This window comes from Kitasatospora sp. NPDC032121, from assembly GCF_055580145.1.
In genome coordinates this window covers 47,503-64,764 of record NZ_JBVILX010000007.1, presented here as the reverse complement: position 1 = coordinate 64,764, position 17,262 = coordinate 47,503, and the positions used below count along the sequence as shown (strand labels likewise).

The following is a 17,262-nucleotide window of genomic DNA, read 5'->3' as shown; positions in this document are numbered from 1 at the left end:
CGTCAGCCGACGCCGATCTCCGTCGGCACCTCGGCGCGCACGGGGCCGCCCGTTCCGCGCGACTCACCGCGCGACTCACCGCGCGACTCACCGCCCGGGGCCGGGTCGACGGCCGGGCCACCGTCCTCCGCGGCCGCACGGGCCGCCGCGGCCTCGGCGACCACCTGGGCCCCGCGGTCGGGCCCCATCTGCAGCGAACCGAGCACGCCCGGCACGGCGATGCTCGGCATCAGGTGCTGGTACAGCGCGGACACCCGCGACTCCAGGTCCGCCCGGCCGCTGAGCTTCTGGGACTGGATCTGCACCCCGGTCCACGCGGCCACGAGCAGCCAGGCGGTGTCCGCCGGCACGACGTGCGGAAGCAGCTCGCCACGCTCACCCGCCGCGGTCAGCAGCACCTCGAACCGGCTGACCCAGCCGGGGATGGCGCCGCTGCCGAGGTCGTCGAAGAGGTCCTGGCCGAGCGAGAGCCGGGCACCCGCGCTGAGCAGCGGGTCACGGGGCATCAGGTGCGCGACCGCCATCCCGGTGTCCACGAACTCCTGGAGCTTGCAGCTCCGTTCGGGAACTCCGTCCTGGACGAACTGCTCCTCCACCACGCCCTGCGCCAGATCGCGCTTCGAGGCGAAATGGAAATACACCGCGCCACGCGTCACCCCGGCCCGGGAGACCACCTCGCCGATGGTCGCGCCCTCGTACCCGAACTCGTCGAAGACCGAGGCCGCCGCCTCCAGGATCAGCCGACGAGTCCGGAGCGCCCGCTCCTGCCGTACCACCGAAACCACCCCGCCCTGAACTCCCGGAAAACAAAACCAAACACCCCGTATCTTAGCTGCGCGCCACGGGCGACCGACAAGGCGATGTCGGTGAATCCCGCCGACCCCTCGCCTTCCTCACATTCCGTCAGACCCGGCCAACTGCTCGGCCAACTGCTCGGCGACCACGCACGCCGGCCTGGCCCGACGGTTCGATCTCCGGCCCGCCGTCCTCGCACCGCACGGAATCCGGATGAAGGGTTTCTTCCAGGTGTTCGTCCCCGTACACACGCGCCGGCCTCCTGCGTGCGCGGGAGGCCGTCCGGGTCGAGAACCCGCCGAGGCCGCGCGAGAAGTCGGACCGGCCGACTTCCCGCGCGGAGCGGGTCGTACCGGCGGCGCCGGGTCAGGCCGGAATGCCGCAGTACTGCTGCTGCTTGCCGATCGCGCGGTAGACGCAGTCGGCCGTCTCCACCAGACGCAGGACCGCTTCGCGGTTGCGGCTGGTCTCGCGGCCGATCACCTCGTCGGGCGGGTAGAAGCCGCCGCCGCTGCCGGTCTCTCCGGGGTACATCTCGAAGGTGTAGGCGAAGATCCGCTGGGCGCCCCAGAGCCAGTCGTCGATCGCTCCGTCGGTGATGTAGAGGTCGCTCGACTGCTCGGGCGTGTAGCCGTTGGTGGCGGCCATGTCGCGGCCGAGGGCGGCGAAGGTGTTGTACTCGTCGGCCGTCATGCCGGTGGTGGTGTCGGCGGTGGTCCAGCCGAACGGCCAGAGCACGAGTTCGCTGTAGGTGTGGAAGTCGATGGCGGCGGTGATCTGCTGCTTGCCGCCGACGACCCGGCTGCGGACGAAGTCGGCGACCACCTTGGTCTCCTTGGCGGACTCCGGTGCGCTGCCCCGGTAGGTCTCGCTGGAGGTGGAGCCCGAGGAGCCGCCGCAGCAGCCCCACTTGTAGTTCCAGTTGCGGTTGAGGTCGGTGCCGATGCTGCTGCTGCCGATGTTCGGCTGGCGGTCCTTGCGCCAGCTGCGGTAGCGGCCGGTGGCGATGTCGTACTCGCCGCCGTCCGGGTTGAGGTCGGGGATCACCCAGATCTCGCGGCTGTTGACGGCGTTGGCGATGCGGCTGTCGGTGGCGTACTTGTCGCCGAACTCGTGCAGCAGGTAGAGGGACATCTCGACGGTGAGGTGCTCGCGGGCGTGCTGGTGGGCGGTGAACAGCACCTCGGGCTCGTCCTCGTCGGTGCCGACGTTGTCACTGATCTTCACCGCGACGATCGGGCGGCCCTCGTAGGAGGTGCCGATGACGCGCTTGCTCATGATGTCCGGGTGCGCGGCGACCACCGCGTCGATGTCGGCGGTGGCCTCGGCGTAGTTGTGGTAGCCGGCGTCGGCCTGCGGGAAGTCGTACACCGGCGCGGCCAGGCCCTCGTCCCCGGGTTCGGCGCCGTATCGGGGGCCGGGCAGCGCGACGGGCGACCAGCCGAGCGCGCGCAGCCGGGCGGCCTCGGCGGGGGTGGCGGTGACCACCACCGCGTCGGGCAGGACGGCGTCGACGGAGGCGCCGGTGGCGGCGACGGCGGTGCGCTCGGCGACGGTGCGGGGGCCGTCCAGCCGGTACTGCCGCGCGGTGTCGGCGGCGCTGTCGGCCGTGACGGACGCGGGCGCCGGCGGGCGGTCGGTGGTGGCGGCCTGGGCGGTGAGCGGGGCGGCGAGAGCGAGGGCCAGCAACACGGCGGTGGCCGCGGCGGGCTTCCCTCGGCGGGGCAGTCGCATGACTGTCCTCCTGGGGGGTCCGTGGGGGCGGGACGGTGGAGGAGGTGGCGCGCGCCAGCTTGATGGTCCGTCAATGCCATGGATTCGTCAAGGCATCGGAAAGTCCGGGTGCACTCGGCGGACGGCGCGGGCGACTCAGGAGGCTCAGGAGGCCGCTCGGGTCCCACAGGTCGCCAGACTGCACCAGCGGCGGCGCCCGCTCGCATCCAGGAACAGCCAGCCGCAGCCGGTGCTGGGACAGCGGCGGATGGTGAACCGCCGTGGGTCGGCCAGCAGTTCGGCGGCGGAACGGGCGGCGGCGTACAGCGGCAGTCGCAGGCCGGCCGCCGGTGGCAGCCGCCAGTGCGCCAGGCCGTCCTCGCCCCGGGTGAAGACCGCCGACCGCCCGGCCTCCTGCACCACCGTCGCCACCGCACCGAAGGCGGAGCCGTCCTGCGGGTCGGTCAGGGCCGCGTAGAGGGCCGACCGGAACGCGCGGGCGTCGGCGAGCACGCCGGCCGCCTCCTCGGACCGCTCCGCCGCCCCGCGGAGCAACGCCTCGACGACCGGTTCGTCGGCGAGGTCGTGGTGGCCGGCCCAGACGGCGAGCGTGGGGTAGCCGCGCAGCCAGTCCGACCCGGGAGCCGGCGCGGCACCCGGCTCGGCGCCCCAGCCGGCGTAGGTGTTGCAGAACTCCAGTGCGGGGTGGCCGCCCGCGCTCCACGGCAGCCACTGGTCGCCGACCCGCACCGCGTACAGCGGCGCCGGAGGGCGGTCCAGCCGGGGGTCGGCCCGCAGGATGCGGTCGTGCAGGGCGGCGAGTTCGGCGCCGGGCTCGACCCCGAGGCCGTCCACCAGCACGCGCCGGGTGCGGCGGTAGAGGGCGAGCGCCTCGGTCTGCCGACCGGCCCGGTAGAGGGCGGTCATCAGGGCGAGGACGAGGCGCTCGCGGGGCAGCAGGTCGTCGGCGGGAAGGCCGGTCGGGGTCTCGGCGGGCGCGGCGGGCTGCGGCCCGGCCGAGGGGGCGGCGGGAGCGGGTGCGGTCGAGGCGGGCGCGGTCGGGTCGGGCGCGGCCGGAGCGGGTGCGGTCAGGTCGGGTGCGGTCTGGTCGATTGCGGTCAGGTTGGGTGCCGTCAGATCGGCGAGCACCTGTTCGTGTCGGCCCATGGCGAGCAGGATCTCGGCCCGCTGCTCCAGGGCGGACAGCCGCAACTCGGCCAGCCGACGGCCGAGCCGCCCGCGCAGCGCCTCGTCGACGACGTCCGCGAGCAGCGGCCCACGCCAGAGCGCGAGCGCCCGGTCGTGGCAGCGCAGCCGTTCGCCGGGGTCGCCGGTGGCGGCCGCCCGGGTGGTCAGGTCGATGAACTCCCTTACGTCGACGGCGTGTTGACCGGCAGCGAGGGCGTACCCGTCGTGCCGGGTCTCGATCACCACGCCGTACGGGCGCAGCCTGGCCCGCAGCCGTCCGATGTACGTGTGGACGGTGCCGCGGGCCGAGCCGGGCGGGTTGCCGCTCCAGAGCAGGTCGATCAGCCGGTCGGTACTGACGACCCGGCCGTCCTCCAGCAGGAGGACGGCCAGCAGGCACCGCTCCTGGCGGCGGCTGCCGGCCAGGACGGGCTCACCCCGGTGGTCGGCCTCGAACGATCCGAGCAGTCGGAACTCCATGGCGGCCCACCCTAGAACCCCGAACGGCCGTACGAGGAGACCTCCGGAGGCACGATCTCGATCGGCGTGCGCCGGGCGGCGGCAGTGCCGGGCTCGTGGTGAGAATCCGGTCAGGGGCGCCTGCCACGCTGGGCCTCCGCACGCCCGACACCTCACCAGGAGGACCGATCATGCGCCGAATCCTGCCCACCGCCGCGTCCGCCGCGCTGGCCGCCGTCACCGCCGTCACCCTCACCGGCCTGGCGGCCGCCCCCGCCGGCGCCGTCACCGGTCAGGGCGGGTGGGAGCCCTCGCCCACACGGGCGTTCGACCTCCCGGCCGGCTCCCGCTGCGACTTCCCCGTGCACATGGAGCCCGTCGTCGACGAGGTCCAGCGGCGGGTGCTGGAGTACGCCCCGGACGGCACCACCGTGCGCCGCGCCGCCTTCCGGGGCGCCCTCGTCCTGCGGCTCACCAACACGGCGACCGGCGCCTCGTACGACGCGGACGCCGGCGGCCGGGCCGTCGTCGACTACCGCGCCGACAACTCCCAGACCTGGCACGCCCACGGCCCGATCCTGCTCGGCGTCGGCCCGGACGGCGGCAACCTGCCCCGCGACCTCTACACCGTCGACGGCGTCTACACCCTCGACATCAGTGCCACCGGCTACCGCACGCTGAGCATCGAGCGGGGCTCCGCCGAACCGCTCTGCGCGAGGATCGGCTGACCGGCCGGCCCACAGGGCGCCACCGACCACGGCCCGATCGGCCACGGCCCGTCCCGCGCGTCCTGCGGCCCCATCCTGCAGCCCGGTCCTGCTGCCCGGTCCTGCTGCCCCGTCCGGCGCAGCAGGACGGGCGGGACGGGCGGGTTGCTGCGATCTTCGGAGGGCACCCGGCAACGCCCGACGGCCGGGTCCCGTCGTCCCGAGACCGTGGAGGCCCGGATGTGGCAGGCTCCCCCCGCCCCCGTCAGCCGCGAGTGGCTCCCGGTCCTGGACATGCCGGCCCCCGGCCCGCAGAACCGCTGGACGGTGCTGCTGCGGGCGCTGCTGCTGATCCCCCAGTTCGTGGTGGTGTGGGTGCTGTCGGTGGTGGGGTTCTTCGTCACCGTCATCGGCTGGTTCGGCGCGCTGGTGCTGGGCCGGCTGCCCGGTTTCGTGGCGGACTACCTGACCGCGTTCCTCCCGTACGACACGCGGGTCACCGCATACCTGATGCTCACCGTGGACCGCTACCCGCCGTTCCGGTTCGAGGTCCCCGACTACCCGGTGCAGGTCGGCCTGCGGCCCGGTGAGCTGAACCGGCTCGCCGTGCTGTTCCGCATCGTCCTGGTCATCCCGGCCTCGATCGTGCAGGCCCTGGTGAACGCGGGGTGGTGGACGGTGTCGTTCGTCCTCTGGCTGGTGGTGCTGGTCCTCGGCCGGATGCCGCAGCCGCTGTTCGAGGCGACGGCCGCGATCGTGCGCTACCGGATGCGCTACGCCGCCTACCTGGTGATGATCTCGTCCGCCTACCCCAAGCGCCTGTTCGGCGACGAGCCGGGCAGCGAGCCGCAGGGCCCGGCCTCGGCCACCCGGCCGCTGGTCCTGAGCGGAGCCGGGCGCGGCCTGCTGGTCCTCTTCCTGATCCTCGGCCTGGCCTCCTGGGCGACGGGCTCGATCACCGCCTCGGTGACCTCGGACGAGAACGACGACGACGGCACCACCGGCCCGGCCGAGCGGGTCGTCGCGCCGCTCGTTCCCGGACCCGCCGGCCACGCGCCCAGGGAGTGACGCGCAGGTTCGCCCGATCGGGGGGCGCGTACGCACCAGCGCGCCCCTGCCGCGCACGCGCCGCCTGATCGAGAAAGTCAGGTTACCGGCAGTATGTGTACGGCTACGTTTGGCATATGACGCACTCTCGAGTCCGCCGACTTCTCGTCCGTACGGCCGGGGCCCTCGTGCTCCTGGCCGCGCCCCTCGGCGTACAGGCCGCCTCCGCGCACACCCCTCCCGGGGACCAGCGGACCGTCATCACCGCCCTCAGCGACGGCGACCGCGACGCGCTGCAGCGGTCGGTGGACGCCCAGCTCGCCACGAGCCGGGGCGGCAGGCAGACCGCCGCCAACGAGGTCAGCTACCCCGACGGGGCGGTGGTGGTACTCCCCCTCCCCGGCCAGGCGCAGGCGCCGGCCTGGAGCGGCGACCACCGCCGCCGCACGCCCCGGGGCCCGGACTGGAAGAACTGCCCCACCCCGGCCACCGAACCGTCCTACTACTGCTTCTACACCGAAAAGAACTGGGGCGGCCGCCGCCTCCAGTTCAACCTCTTCCACGAGGACGCCGCCGTGTACTTCGCCGACTACGGGTTCCGCGACCAGGCGAGCAGCTGGGTGAACACGGCGCGCGGCCTGGAGGTGATCGTGGACAACGACCCGGGCGACGGCCAGTGGCAGATGCTCTGGAAGGAGCCGGCCCAGGCGCTGTCCGGGTCGGTCGCCTACGACAACATGGCCGATCGCTTCTGGGCCGTCAGGCAGTAGCCGCCGACCGATCCCCCGACCGACCCGCCGACCGACCCGCCGGCCGCGCTACCGGCCGCCGGCCGAAGGCGGCGGCGAGACCGCGCCGCCCGTGGCGACCGGCTCCGGCGTGACCATGATGTACGTCGGCGCCGGAGCCGTCTGCCGGGAGTCCGCCGCGAACCAGCCCGCGCCGAACGCGACGATGCCGAGCAGGAGGCCGCCGAGGACCAACGTGACGATGTGCTGCTTCATGGCCCAAGCGTAGGGTCGCCACGGCCAACTTCCTTGCCGCCACGGCCCGATGGCCACGCCGAGCGTCAACCGCGCTTGACGACGGCGCCGGTTGGGAGGATTTTCGACGGGAGCACCGCGCACGTCGCGTACCGCGACGGCGAGTTGCCGGCCCTGGACCTGCGCACCGGCACCCTCCGCCGGCGCCACCGGCTGACGGTCGCCGGCGTCCCCGCCGTCCCCACGGCGCTCACCGCCCCCGGGCACGGGCGTCTGCCCGTCGGCACGGCCGACGGCCGGGTCCTGGACTGCGCGACGGAGTAGCCGTCTCCCCCGCCGGGCGCCCGGTCACACGCCGGCGCCGGCGGCCCCTCACCCCCGCGACAGCAGGGTGCGCACCTCGCGGGGCCTGACCTCGCGCTCGTCGAACACGACCGCCTCGCCGGCCTCGCGCCCCACGGCGGCGAACGCCCCCTGGAACGCCTCCTGGGACCCGAACTCGCCGGTGGTGACGACCGCGTCGCCCTCGGGAGTGACCCAGACCTCGGCCCGCAGGAATCCCGGCCGCGCGGCCAGCACCTCGCGGACCCGGTGACAGCGGCCGACGAACTCCTCGACGCACTCGGGCTTCGGGTAGTGGAACGCGACGAAACCGAACGACATGACGGTGCCCTCCCAGTGTTGTACGATTGCGTATAACCAGAGGCTAGGCCCGTTGTACGCCTCCGCACAACGGGTGGGATCGTGAGGTGGACCACACCATGGGCGCGTTGCGCACACCGCGTGAGAAGTGGGTCGAGGCCGGACTGCAGGCACTGGCCTCGGGCGGCGTGGACGCCGTACGCGTCGAAGCCCTGGCCAAGTCCCTCGGCGTGACCAAAGGCGGGTTCTACGGCTACTTCGCCGACCGCGACGCCCTGCTGACGGAGATGCTGGACACCTGGGAGCACGAGGCCACCGACGACGTCCTCGACCGGCTCGCCCACGAGGACGCGGACACCCGGGCCAAGGCCCGCCTCGCCGGGAAGCTCACCTTCTCCGACCGCCTGCGCCCCATCGACCTCGCCGTCCGCGACTGGGCCCGCCGCGACCAGGCCGTCGCCGAACGCCTGCGCCGCGTGGACAACCGGCGCATGGATCTGCTGCGCGAAGCCATCGGCACCGTCTGCACCGACCCCGACGAGATCGAGGCCCGCAGCCTGCTCGCCTTCTGCCTCGCCATCGGCAACCACTTCCTCGCCGCCGACCACCCCGGCCGCACCCGCGCCGAGGTCCTCGACCGCGCCGGCTGCCTCATCCTCAGGCAGCCGTCCGACGGCCCCGCCCGCTGACCCGTTACGGCCGGCCCGACGGGCGCACCCAGGCTTCCTCGGCCCTCGATCACGACCGAACGTTCGCGCCCGTCGTCGGCCCCTCCTGGACGGCCCTCGAACCGTTCACCGGCGAACTCCCCTCCGCTTTCGGGCCGTTGCGTCCGCGATTCACCATTGCGGGTGATGGCGGAGCGGCCCGCCGGAGCGGAATGCTGGTACGTGCGCCCGGGCACCACGCCCCCGAGCGCCCATCCCTCGCCACCGCCACAGCACCGGGAGGCACCGTCATGCAGCCCCAACCGTCCGGCCCCGACCAGGCCTCCGGAGTCCGTCGGCGCCGCATGCTCGGCCTCGCGCTCGGGGCCGGCCTCGTCCCGGCGCTCGGCCCGGCCGCCCAGGCCGCGTCCGACGCCTCGCCCGAGGCCGCCCGATCGCTGCCGGCCGCCGCACTGGGCCGCCGGGTCGCCGACGTGGCCGCGAGCCAGCTCGGCGTGCCGTACGCCTGGGGCGGCGGCGACCGGCTGGGCGCGAGCCTCGGCTTCTGCGACGCCGACAACGGCTGGCTGAACGGGGTGTGCATGGGCGAGAAGACGGTCGGGTTCGACTGCAGCGGCCTGTCGCTCTACTGCTGGTACCGGGCCAGCCACGGCACCGTCGAACTCGGGCACTACACGGGCGCGCAGTTCAACCTCAGCGCCCCGGTGGAGCTCGACGCGCTCGCCCCGGGCGATCTGCTGTTCTTCTCCCGCCCCGACGCTCCGCTGCACCACGTCGGGATCCACGTCGGCGACGGCGCGATGATCCACGCCGAGCGGACCGGCACCCTGGTCGCCCGGGTCGAGAACGTGCTCGACGTCCCGCGCTGGGCGGGCGAGTTCGCCGGTGCCCGCCGCCCGGGGCAGCCCACAGCCTGAGCCGGCCGACCGGCCCGGGCGGTCACGGGCCGCCGCGCCACTCCCCCGTCCCGTGGTGGACCCGCAGCAGCAACTCCTGCAGGGCCCGCCGCTCCCAGGCGTCCAGCGGCGCGAGCACCTCGTCCTGCACCGCCCGCGCCAGCGCGTCCAGTTCGGCGAGCAGCGCCCGTCCGGCGTCGGTCACCGAGACCGAGACCCGACGCCGGTCGGCCCGGTCCCTGGCCCGCTCGACGTACCCGGCGGCGGCGAGCTGGTCGGCGACCTTGGCCAGGTCGCTCGGGTCGATGGCCAGCCGCCGCACCAGGTCCCGCTGGGCCTGCGGTCCGAAGTCGGCGAGCGCGGCCAGCACCGCCATGTCCCAGAGCCGCAGGCCGCGTTCGGCCAAGCACTCGGCGAGCCGGGCGCGCGCCGTCCGGCCGATCCGGGAGAGCAGGTAGGTGCTGAGGTCCAGCAGCGACGGAGGGAGGCCGACGGCGGGCGGCGGGTTCTCGGAGGCCATGGCGTCAGTCTAGGGTCTCTCCCTATAGTGGGTGTCGACCCACTAATTCCCACGCCTATCCGCCACGCCTATCCACCACGCCTGTCCGGCCCGCCCGTTCGGCCCACCCGTTCGGAAGGTCGCCCCGTCGCCCAGGAGTTCGCCCGTGGACGCCCTGTACTCCCGTCTGCTCGTCACCCGCTTCGCCGAGTGCTTCGGCTTCTACCGCGCGGTCCTGCCGGCCCTCACCGGCGCCATCCTGGCCAAGGGCGCACCCGAGGGCCCGTACGCCAGTTGGGACCTCGCCGACCAGACCCTCCTGGCCCTCTTCGACCGCTCCGCGATGGCCGCCGCCCTCGGCACCGGGCTGCAAGCAGGGCCACCCGCACAGGACGCCGCGATGCTGGTCCTGCGGGTCGACGACGTGGACGCCGCCCTCGACCTCTGCCTGCGCCACGGCGGCACCCCGGTCACGCCGGCGACCGACCGCCCGGAGTGGGGCCCCACCCTGCGCAACGCCCATCTGCGCGACCCGGACGGCCGCCTGGTCGAGCTCCAGTCCTACTGACTGCCCCCCGGCCCCGCACCGCACGGGGCTCGCGTCTCGTGCGCTGCGGTGCGGGCCGGGGGACGCGCCCGCCGGCCTACTGCATCGGCGGGAGGGGTCGCCCCATCGGCCCGAAGGATCCGAAGCCGGCACCGGCCTGGGCGAGTTGATCCGTCCTGAAGTCCGAGGAGCAGGCCCGCCCGAGGGTCTGCGAGGCGGTGTCGGCCCCCGGGACGTGCCCGAGCACGGCGGCGCAGTACTGGACGGCCGGGATGGGCAGCGGGCGGAGTTCCGCCGAGCCGGCCGGGGAGGCGGCCACGGCCCCGGCGAGGGCGAGCGAGCCGACCAGGGCGGGAACGGCGAGGCCACGGGGGATGCACATCGGGGTACCTCCGTACGGGTGGGGACAGCGGCGGCCATCGCCTCGGCCGCGGGGCCCATTCGACGGTCGGCCGCCATCCGCCGCCCGGCCGACACACCGCGCGCCGCACTAGTCGTACGGACGCCACCGGCGTGCCGGACGGTGGCGGCGGCGCCGCTACCGTCGCGGCCCCCGGTTCAGCGCTCGGCATCCTCCGCCCAGAGTTCCGAGTCGCACGCCGCCACCAGCGCGCCGATCCGCGCCCACGCCTCCTCGGCCGGCAGCGGCTCCAGCCGGCGACCGTCCCGCAGCCTCAGCGCGACCCGGTCGTCCACGGCCTCCTTCGCCCCGATCACCGCCTGGTACGGCACCAGCCTGGCCTCCCGGATCCGGGCGCCCAGACTGCCGTGCTCCGGACCGGCGACCTCGGCGCGCAGTCCGAGGTCCAGACAACGCTGCCGGAACCGTTCGGCCTGCGGCAGTTCGGCCTCGGAGACGGGCAGCAGCGCCACCTGGACGGGCGCGAGCCAGGCCGGGAACGCACCGCCGTACAGCTCGATCAGGTGGGCGACCACGCGCTCGACGCTCCCGATCACGCTGCGGTGCACCATCACCGGGCGGTGCTTGGCGCCGTCCGCGCCGATGTAGTGCAGGTTGAACCGCTCGGGCTGATGGAAGTCGATCTGCACGGTGGAGAGGGTGAACTCGCGCCCGGCGCCGTCGGCGATCTGCACGTCGATCTTGGGCCCGTAGAACGCGGCCTCGCCCTCCGCCGCCTCGAAGGGCACCCCGGAGCGCTCCAGCACCTCGGTGAGCAGCGCGACGGCGCGCTCCCAGAGCGCCGGATCCGCCACGTACTTGCCGCCCTCGCCCGGCAGCGAGAGCCGGTAGCGGACGGGGACGACACCCAGCGCCCGGTGCGCCTCACGGATCAACTCCAGTGCGGCGACGGCCTCGTCGGCCGCCTGCTCGGGGGTGCAGAAGACATGGGCGTCGTTCAGCTGGATCGCCCGGACCCTGGTCAGTCCGCCCAGCACCCCGGACAGCTCGGAGCGGTACATGCCGCCCAACTCCGCCATGCGCAATGGTAGTTCACGGTAGCTGTGGGAGCGGGAGCGGTAGATCAGCGCGTGGTGCGGGCAGAGGCTGGGGCGCAGCACCATCTCCTCGGAGCCCAGTTCCATGGGCGGGAACATGTCCTCGCGGTAGTGCGCCCAGTGGCCGGAGATCTCGTACAACTCCCGCTTGCCGAGCACCGGGGAGTACACGTGGCGGTAGCCGGCCCGGCGCTCGCGGCCGCGGATGAACTCCTCCAGGGAGTGGCGGATCGCGGCGCCGTCGGGGAGCCAGTACGGCAGACCGGAGCCCATCAGCGGGTCGGTGTCGAACAGGTCGAGTTCACGGCCGAGCTTGCGGTGGTCGTGCTTGGGGTGGTCGTGCATGGCGGTGGTCTCCACTCGGGTCTGCGGGCGAGTGGGTCCGGGAACGGCGAAGCCCCGGGGCACTCGCCCCGGGGCTTCGGACTAGATCAGCAGTCAGCGCGCCGGGACTCTCTCCGGCGTCGTCGTGACGAGTGCAGCGCGCTTCATGCGTTCCACGGTAGCAGCTCCGCGCCGGTGGGTGCCGGTCTTTTACGGACGGCGCCGCCCGGGCCCGGAAGGCCGCCCGGCTCAGAAGAGCGTGACGCAGCCGCGCGCGGCCAGCTCCGCCACCAGCCGGGCCGACGGCCGCGCGTCGTTCCACCGCAGGTCCAGCTTCTCCAGCGCGGGCAGCGCGCCCGGATCGGCCAACCAGTCGGGCAGCTCGGCGATCCGGTTGCCACGCAGGTCGAGGCGGCGCAGCCGGGGAAGCCCCGCGAGCACGGCGGGGACCTCGGCGAGCGCGTTCTCCCGGAGCTCCAGCTCGCGCAGCTCGCCGAGCTGCCCGACCGATTCCGGCAGGCCGGTCAACTCGTTGCCGCGCAGCCAGAGTTCACGCAGTGAGCGGAGTCCGCCGATCGACTCCGGCAGGGCGGTGAGCCGGTTGTGCTGCGCGCGCAGCTCGACCAGCGAGGCCAACCCGCCGATGGTGGCGGGCAGTTCGGCGAGCCGGTTCTCACCCACGTTGAGGTAGCGCAGCGCAGTGAGCCGGCCGAGTTCCTCGGGCAGGGCGGTCAGCGCGTTGTCGTGCAGGTAGAGGAAGTCCCCGAGTCCGGTGAGGTCGAAGAGTTCGACGGGCAGTTCGGCGAGTCGGTTGTGCCCCAGGTCGATGGTCCGCAGCGCGGTCAACCTGCCGATGCCGGACGGTAGTTCACTGATCCCCGTCTCGGCGAGGATGAGCACCGTCAGCTCGGTGCGGTCCCACACCTCGGCCGGTGCCTCGTCGAGCGGCCGACGCCAGAGGTTGAGCGTCACATCCGTCGGACCCGTCATCGCACCCACGTCCCCATGCCTGCCGCCTGGTCGGCGGTGATGCGGAACTCCGCCAACTCCCGGCCGTACCACCGGTCGGTCAGCCCGGTGCTGGTCATCCCCAGGCGCCGGCACACCGCCGCCGACCGGGCGTTGTCCGGGGCCAGCACGGCCCGGATCTCGGTCAGCCCGTCGGCGAATCCCTTGGCCAGGACGGCCCGGGCGGCCTCGGTGGCAATGCCCTGCCCCCAGCTGTCGGGATGGAGGTGCCAGCCGACCTCGATCTCCCCGTCGCCGTCCGGCAGCGGCACCAGCAGGACGGTACCGGCGACGACCCCGGTGTCACGCCGTTCGATCGCCCAGGCGCCGTAGCGCGGATCGACGGAACGCTTCCGACAGCGCTCGACGAAGGCCCGGGCCTCCTCGGGCTCGGTCATGGCCCGCGGGGCCCGGCCGATCCACCGGGCGACCTCCGACCGGGAGTAGATGTCGAAGGCGCGGTCCTGGTCCGCCATGGTCCACTGCCGCACCACCAGCCGTTCGGTGGTCAGCACCGTCTCCGGCCCCTCTTCCGTTCCCGCCATGACCCAAGCCCCTCTCCGATGGTGTGTGGATCACCGTACGCACCCTGGCCACCGGGTGGAACTCCGGCCCGTGACCGCTCGCGGGGCTCAGGACGCAGGCCTCAGGACGCCGGGCTCAGGTCGCGGGCGGGAGGTGGCGCTCCGCCGCAACCGGGCGGAGCAGCGCGGTAACGGCGGTGAAGACGGCGAGGGTCAGCCCGGCGGCCCGCTCCGGACTGACGTCGGCACTCGTCGCCGCGCCCCGCGCGAGCCGGTCGCGCAGCCGCACGCCGTGGCCGAGTTCGGCGGCCGGGCCGTCCCCGAGGAGCCCCTCGGCGACGGCCCGTTCGATCAGCTCCGGGAGCGGCCCGCCGACGGCCAGCCGCTCGGCGAGGACCTGCTCCAGGGCGAACAGCGCGTGCGTGACGGCGACGGTGGCGAACTCATAGCGGAAGTACGAGTGCCGGATGAGCTCCCGGGAGGTCTCCAGCACGCTCATCACGGAGCTGGACGCCCCGGCCGGCAGCGCCAGACCGGCGACCAGGGTGTCCATGCCCGCGTAGTCGGGGGCGACGAAGTGGGCGCGCGGGTCCGGTACGGGCAGCAGCGGCAAGGCGTTCACCGGTGCAGTCCCACCACCCGGCCACGCCGACGCCACCCGTTTTCCCCGGGCACTCGTCCCCCTCTTCGGAGCCGCGGAAACGGCGGGCGGTCAGCCCAGCTTCGGCGCCACGGCGGTCGGCCCCTGCGCCACCCCCGCCGCCTCCGCCGCGCCGGTCCCCCGCTGCCCGGTGCCGCAGAACGCCTGCTCCAGGAAGCCGCCCTCCGCCTGCAGCTGCGCGACGAACTGCGCCTCGTCGCCGCGCGGGGTGACGGACAGCGACACCTGCCGGTCGCCCGAGTTCCACAGCTGGGTGCTGTAGCCGGGCACCGAGCCGTCGTGCCCGTAGACCGGACCGCAGGAGAGCTCCCAGCGGGCCAGCCCGAGCCCGTAGCCCAGCGAGGACGGTCCGCCGTCGACCACGATGGGGGTGGTCGTGGTCATCTCCTGGAGCAGCGCCGGCGGCAGCAGCCGGCCGTCCAGGAGGGCCCGGTGGAAGCGGTTCAGGTCACCCAGGGTGGAGATCAGCTCACCGGCCGAGTTCGCCCAGGTGAGGCTCGCGACCGTGACGTCCCGGTCGCTGCGGTCCTGCGGGCCGGGGCCTTCGGGCAGCGTCCAGTAGCCGTGCGCGTGCGGGCCCCGGATGCCGGTGGCCGTGCCCGGGAAGTACGTGCCGGTGAGGCCGAGCGGGCGCAGGATGCGCGCGGTGACCTCCTGGGCGTAGCCGTGCCCGGTCACCTTCTCGATGATCATGCCGAGCAGGGTGTAGTTGACGTTGGAGTAGCCGAACCGGGCGCCCGGCGGGAAGGCCGGCGGGTGCGCCACCGAGGAGGCGACCACCTGGGCCGGGGTGATGTGCCGCGTCAGGCCGCCGTGGTCCAGCCAGTCGCGGATGCCCGCCGGGTCCGTCCAGTCGGGGAACACCCCGCCCTTCTCGTTGGTGGAGTCCCAGAGGCCGGAGCTGTGGTTGAGCAGCCGGCGGACGGTGATCCGGTCGCCGTTCGGGACCAGCCCGGGCAGGTACCGCTCGACCGGGTCGTCCAGGCCGATCCGCCGTTCCCCGACCAGCTGGAGCACCGTGGTGGCGGTGAACACCTTGGTGACGCTGCCGACCCGGAACCGCCCGTCCGCGCGGACCGGTGCGCCGGTGGCCAGGTCGGAGACGCCGGACGCCCCGCGCCAGACCCCGTTGCCGTCCCTGACCTCCGCGATCGCCCCGACCGCACCGGCGCCGGTCACCGCCCGCAGGGCGGCCGCCCTCGGGTCACCGGCGCCCGGCTGCCCGCCCGCGGGCTCGACGGCGCCGGCCGAGACGACCGGCCCGGCCAGCGCCAGACAGACCGCCCCCACCAGCGCGGAAAGCGTACGACGTGCCATGCGACCCCACCTTCGCCGTCGGCGAGCAGTTCCTCGCCCTCGCCGCCCAGCCTCGCCGCATCGTTGACGGTCCGTCATCCCCCGCCGGGAGGAGCCGGTTGTACATCGGCCAACGGAGGGCCTCCACCGAACGGCGGAGGCCCGTCGGTGGAGGGTGGAGACCCTCCGGCGCGCGGCTACCGGGCCGCGGCCGGGCGGACCGGGTGCTTGCTCAGGATGGACACCCGGTTGAAGGCGTTGATGGCGATGGAAACCCAGACCGCCGCGGAGATCTCCTCGTCGCTCAGCACCTGGCGCGCCACGCCGTACGCGGCCTCCTGGAGCGCCGCGTCCGCCGGGGCGGTGGTCGCCTCGGCCAGCCCGAGCGCGGCCCGCTCGCGGTCGCTGAACACCTCGGTGTCGCGCCAGGCGGCGAGCACGCCCAGGCGCTGGGCGCTCTCGCCCTCGCGGATCGCGGCCCTGGTGTGCACGTGCAGGCAGTAGGCGCAGCCGTTGATCTGCGACACCCGGAGGTTGACCAGTTCGATCAGCCGACGGTCCAGCCCCGCCGCGGCCGCGGCTTCGCGCGCCGCCTCGGCGGCCGCCAGCATCGCCCGGTACACCTGGGGGCTCTGCTTGTCGATGAACACCCGCCGGTCCGTCGGGACCACCGTCACATCACTCACCTGGACTCCTTAGGCTGATCGCAACTGTCGTCCGCCACTCTGCCATGGCATGATAGTTGAATATAGAACTAATTGACACCCGGGAGGGACCCACCCGTGAGCACCGCCGAGACCGACCGCGTCCAGACCGACCGCGCCGGCACCCCCGCCGCCGACCCGCGGGTGGAGGTCCTGCCCGCCCGGGACGTGCCGCTCGGCGGCCCGCGCGCGATGACCGTACGCCGCACCCTGCCGCAGCGCTCCCGCACCACGATCGGCGCCTGGTGCTTCGTCGACCACTACGGACCCGACGACGTCGCGACCACCGGCGGCATGGACGTCGCCCCGCACCCGCACACCGGGCTGCAGACCGTGAGCTGGCTGTTCACCGGCGAGATCGAGCACCGGGACAGCCTCGGCGTGCACGCCTACGTCCGCCCGGGCGAGGTCAACCTCATGACCTCCGGCCGCGGCATCGCCCACTCCGAGGTCTCCACCCCGGCCACCACCGTCCTGCACGGCGTACAGCTGTGGGTCGCCCTGCCCGAGGAGCACCGCCACACCGGACGCGACTTCCACCACCACGTGCCCGCCCCGGTCGCCCTCGACGGCGGCGAGGCACGGGTGTTCCTCGGCACCCTCGCCGGCGACACCTCCCCCGTCCCCACCTTCACCCCGCTGCTCGGCGCCGAACTGACCCTGCGCCCGCACGCCACCGTCACCCTCGACGTCGACCCCGCCTTCGAACATGGCGTGCTGGTCGACAGCGGCGAGATCCGCCTCCTCGACACCCCGCTGCACCCCGCCGACCTCGGCTACGTCGCCCCCGGCCGCCGCACCCTCACCCTCACCAACACCGCGGGGACCGACGCCCGGCTGGTCCTGCTCGGCGGCACCCCGTTCGAGGAGCAGATCGTCATGTGGTGGAACTTCATCGGACGGTCCCACGAGGACATAGTCCAGGCCCGCGAGGAGTGGCAGGCCGCCTCCGACCGCTTCGGCGCCGTCGAGGGCTACCCGGGCGACCGCCTCCCCGCCCCGGAACTCCCGGGGACCCCCCTCAAGCCCCGCGGAAACGTACGCTGACCTGGGCATTTGCCAATCGGGGGTGGGGGGGGCGGGGCCGCCGCACCCCCGAGCCAGAGGTCCCGTACGCCCCCCCCCCCCCAACGCCCCCGTCGA

21 protein-coding genes are annotated in these 17,262 nt (G+C 73.9%); 8 read left to right on the top strand and 13 right to left on the bottom strand.

What is annotated here, in order from left to right; genetic code table 11:
• Positions 1-2: 2 nt before the first annotated feature.
• The 3 genes from ACZ5OX_RS19930 to ACZ5OX_RS19920 all read right to left on the bottom strand — a co-directional run bounded on the left by ACZ5OX_RS19930 (position 3) and on the right by ACZ5OX_RS19920 (position 4,176).
• Positions 3-785 (bottom strand): ScbR family autoregulator-binding transcription factor, encoded by a 783-nt coding sequence (locus ACZ5OX_RS19930; RefSeq protein WP_465631531.1) that lies wholly within the window; start codon positions 783-785, stop codon positions 3-5.
• 376 nt (positions 786-1,161) lie between these two features.
• Entirely contained in the window at positions 1,162-2,529 is a 1,368-nt protein-coding gene (locus ACZ5OX_RS19925) for a M14 family metallopeptidase (protein ID WP_465631529.1), read from the bottom strand.
• Between the two features lie 144 nt (positions 2,530-2,673).
• On the bottom strand, positions 2,674-4,176 hold the full coding sequence (locus ACZ5OX_RS19920; RefSeq protein WP_465631527.1) for a BTAD domain-containing putative transcriptional regulator: 1,503 nt from the start codon (positions 4,174-4,176) through the stop codon (positions 2,674-2,676).
• Positions 4,177-4,346: 170 nt separating this feature from the next.
• Here ACZ5OX_RS19920 and ACZ5OX_RS19915 point away from each other — a divergent pair, with 170 nt between their 5' ends.
• The 3 genes from ACZ5OX_RS19915 (at position 4,347) to ACZ5OX_RS19905 (ending at position 6,679) form a co-directional block, all read left to right on the top strand.
• Positions 4,347-4,883 carry a hypothetical protein gene (locus ACZ5OX_RS19915; protein WP_465631525.1) on the top strand — a complete coding sequence of 179 codons (537 nt, stop codon included), beginning with the start codon at positions 4,347-4,349 and terminating at the stop codon, positions 4,881-4,883.
• Positions 4,884-5,102: 219 nt separating this feature from the next.
• A complete protein-coding gene (locus tag ACZ5OX_RS19910) occupies positions 5,103-5,930 on the top strand; it encodes a DUF4389 domain-containing protein (protein ID WP_465631523.1) in 828 nt (275 codons plus the stop codon).
• A gap of 116 nt (positions 5,931-6,046) precedes the next feature.
• Positions 6,047-6,679 (top strand): peptidase inhibitor family I36 protein, encoded by a 633-nt coding sequence (locus ACZ5OX_RS19905; RefSeq protein ID WP_465631521.1) that lies wholly within the window; start codon positions 6,047-6,049, stop codon positions 6,677-6,679.
• 48 nt (positions 6,680-6,727) lie between these two features.
• On the opposite strand, the gene ACZ5OX_RS19900 is transcribed toward ACZ5OX_RS19905, so the two are convergent.
• A complete protein-coding gene (locus ACZ5OX_RS19900; protein ID WP_392882222.1) occupies positions 6,728-6,913 on the bottom strand; it encodes a hypothetical protein in 186 nt (61 codons plus the stop codon).
• 75 nt (positions 6,914-6,988) lie between these two features.
• On the opposite strand from ACZ5OX_RS19900, the gene ACZ5OX_RS19895 reads away from it, so the two are divergent.
• Entirely contained in the window at positions 6,989-7,216 is a 228-nt protein-coding gene (locus tag ACZ5OX_RS19895; RefSeq protein WP_465631519.1) for a hypothetical protein, read from the top strand.
• 48 nt (positions 7,217-7,264) lie between these two features.
• On the opposite strand, the gene ACZ5OX_RS19890 is transcribed toward ACZ5OX_RS19895, so the two are convergent.
• Positions 7,265-7,555 (bottom strand): antibiotic biosynthesis monooxygenase, encoded by a 291-nt coding sequence (locus ACZ5OX_RS19890; RefSeq protein ID WP_465631517.1) that lies wholly within the window; start codon positions 7,553-7,555, stop codon positions 7,265-7,267.
• 98 nt (positions 7,556-7,653) lie between these two features.
• On the opposite strand from ACZ5OX_RS19890, the gene ACZ5OX_RS19885 reads away from it, so the two are divergent.
• Entirely contained in the window at positions 7,654-8,223 is a 570-nt protein-coding gene (locus tag ACZ5OX_RS19885) for a TetR/AcrR family transcriptional regulator (protein WP_465631889.1), read from the top strand.
• Between the two features lie 269 nt (positions 8,224-8,492).
• The gene (locus ACZ5OX_RS19880; RefSeq protein ID WP_465631515.1) at positions 8,493-9,119 is read left to right on the top strand and encodes a C40 family peptidase; all 627 of its coding nucleotides are present in this window, start codon (positions 8,493-8,495) and stop codon (positions 9,117-9,119) included.
• A gap of 22 nt (positions 9,120-9,141) precedes the next feature.
• Here ACZ5OX_RS19880 and ACZ5OX_RS19875 read toward each other — a convergent pair whose 3' ends face one another.
• The gene (locus tag ACZ5OX_RS19875; RefSeq protein ID WP_465631513.1) at positions 9,142-9,618 is read right to left on the bottom strand and encodes a MarR family winged helix-turn-helix transcriptional regulator; all 477 of its coding nucleotides are present in this window, start codon (positions 9,616-9,618) and stop codon (positions 9,142-9,144) included.
• 145 nt (positions 9,619-9,763) lie between these two features.
• Here ACZ5OX_RS19875 and ACZ5OX_RS19870 point away from each other — a divergent pair, with 145 nt between their 5' ends.
• Positions 9,764-10,165 carry a VOC family protein gene (locus ACZ5OX_RS19870; protein WP_465631511.1) on the top strand — a complete coding sequence of 134 codons (402 nt, stop codon included), beginning with the start codon at positions 9,764-9,766 and terminating at the stop codon, positions 10,163-10,165.
• 76 nt (positions 10,166-10,241) lie between these two features.
• Here ACZ5OX_RS19870 and ACZ5OX_RS19865 read toward each other — a convergent pair whose 3' ends face one another.
• The 7 genes from ACZ5OX_RS19865 to ACZ5OX_RS19835 form a co-directional block, all read right to left on the bottom strand.
• Positions 10,242-10,526 carry a hypothetical protein gene (locus ACZ5OX_RS19865; protein ID WP_465631509.1) on the bottom strand — a complete coding sequence of 95 codons (285 nt, stop codon included), beginning with the start codon at positions 10,524-10,526 and terminating at the stop codon, positions 10,242-10,244.
• 176 nt (positions 10,527-10,702) lie between these two features.
• Complete coding sequence (thrS, locus tag ACZ5OX_RS19860; RefSeq protein WP_465631508.1) at positions 10,703-11,947, bottom strand: threonine--tRNA ligase; 1,245 nt, start codon at positions 11,945-11,947, stop codon at positions 10,703-10,705.
• A gap of 228 nt (positions 11,948-12,175) precedes the next feature.
• Positions 12,176-12,916, bottom strand: coding sequence for a leucine-rich repeat domain-containing protein (locus ACZ5OX_RS19855; protein ID WP_465631506.1), 741 nt, complete (start codon positions 12,914-12,916; stop codon positions 12,176-12,178).
• On the bottom strand, positions 12,913-13,479 hold the full coding sequence (locus tag ACZ5OX_RS19850; RefSeq protein ID WP_465631504.1) for a GNAT family N-acetyltransferase: 567 nt from the start codon (positions 13,477-13,479) through the stop codon (positions 12,913-12,915). The genes ACZ5OX_RS19855 and ACZ5OX_RS19850 overlap by 4 nt, the downstream gene beginning before the upstream one ends.
• Positions 13,480-13,594: 115 nt before the next feature.
• A complete protein-coding gene (locus ACZ5OX_RS19845) occupies positions 13,595-14,080 on the bottom strand; it encodes a hypothetical protein (protein ID WP_465631502.1) in 486 nt (161 codons plus the stop codon).
• Between the two features lie 90 nt (positions 14,081-14,170).
• Positions 14,171-15,436 (bottom strand): serine hydrolase domain-containing protein, encoded by a 1,266-nt coding sequence (locus ACZ5OX_RS19840; RefSeq protein ID WP_465631500.1) that lies wholly within the window; start codon positions 15,434-15,436, stop codon positions 14,171-14,173.
• Positions 15,437-15,612: 176 nt separating this feature from the next.
• The gene (locus ACZ5OX_RS19835) at positions 15,613-16,101 is read right to left on the bottom strand and encodes a carboxymuconolactone decarboxylase family protein (protein ID WP_465631498.1); all 489 of its coding nucleotides are present in this window, start codon (positions 16,099-16,101) and stop codon (positions 15,613-15,615) included.
• 96 nt (positions 16,102-16,197) lie between these two features.
• Here ACZ5OX_RS19835 and ACZ5OX_RS19830 point away from each other — a divergent pair, with 96 nt between their 5' ends.
• A complete protein-coding gene (locus tag ACZ5OX_RS19830; RefSeq protein WP_465631496.1) occupies positions 16,198-17,166 on the top strand; it encodes a pirin family protein in 969 nt (322 codons plus the stop codon).
• The last annotated feature ends 96 nt before the right edge of the window (positions 17,167-17,262 follow it).

Coding starts and splice junctions, on each gene's coding strand:
- ACZ5OX_RS19925 (WP_465631529.1), bottom strand. CDS start 2,529: ATGCGACTGCCCCGCCGAGGGAAGCCCGCCGCGGCCACCGCCGTGTTG.
- ACZ5OX_RS19920 (WP_465631527.1), bottom strand. CDS start 4,176: ATGGAGTTCCGACTGCTCGGATCGTTCGAGGCCGACCACCGGGGTGAG.
- ACZ5OX_RS19915 (WP_465631525.1), top strand. CDS start 4,347: ATGCGCCGAATCCTGCCCACCGCCGCGTCCGCCGCGCTGGCCGCCGTC.
- ACZ5OX_RS19910 (WP_465631523.1), top strand. CDS start 5,103: ATGTGGCAGGCTCCCCCCGCCCCCGTCAGCCGCGAGTGGCTCCCGGTC.
- ACZ5OX_RS19905 (WP_465631521.1), top strand. CDS start 6,047: ATGACGCACTCTCGAGTCCGCCGACTTCTCGTCCGTACGGCCGGGGCC.
- ACZ5OX_RS19900 (WP_392882222.1), bottom strand. CDS start 6,913: ATGAAGCAGCACATCGTCACGTTGGTCCTCGGCGGCCTCCTGCTCGGC.
- ACZ5OX_RS19890 (WP_465631517.1), bottom strand. CDS start 7,555: ATGTCGTTCGGTTTCGTCGCGTTCCACTACCCGAAGCCCGAGTGCGTC.
- ACZ5OX_RS19885 (WP_465631889.1), top strand. CDS start 7,654: ATGGGCGCGTTGCGCACACCGCGTGAGAAGTGGGTCGAGGCCGGACTG.
- ACZ5OX_RS19880 (WP_465631515.1), top strand. CDS start 8,493: ATGCAGCCCCAACCGTCCGGCCCCGACCAGGCCTCCGGAGTCCGTCGG.
- ACZ5OX_RS19875 (WP_465631513.1), bottom strand. CDS start 9,618: ATGGCCTCCGAGAACCCGCCGCCCGCCGTCGGCCTCCCTCCGTCGCTG.
- ACZ5OX_RS19865 (WP_465631509.1), bottom strand. CDS start 10,526: ATGTGCATCCCCCGTGGCCTCGCCGTTCCCGCCCTGGTCGGCTCGCTC.
- thrS (WP_465631508.1), bottom strand. CDS start 11,947: ATGCACGACCACCCCAAGCACGACCACCGCAAGCTCGGCCGTGAACTC.
- ACZ5OX_RS19855 (WP_465631506.1), bottom strand. CDS start 12,916: ATGACGGGTCCGACGGATGTGACGCTCAACCTCTGGCGTCGGCCGCTC.
- ACZ5OX_RS19850 (WP_465631504.1), bottom strand. CDS start 13,479: ATGGCGGGAACGGAAGAGGGGCCGGAGACGGTGCTGACCACCGAACGG.
- ACZ5OX_RS19840 (WP_465631500.1), bottom strand. CDS start 15,436: ATGGCACGTCGTACGCTTTCCGCGCTGGTGGGGGCGGTCTGTCTGGCG.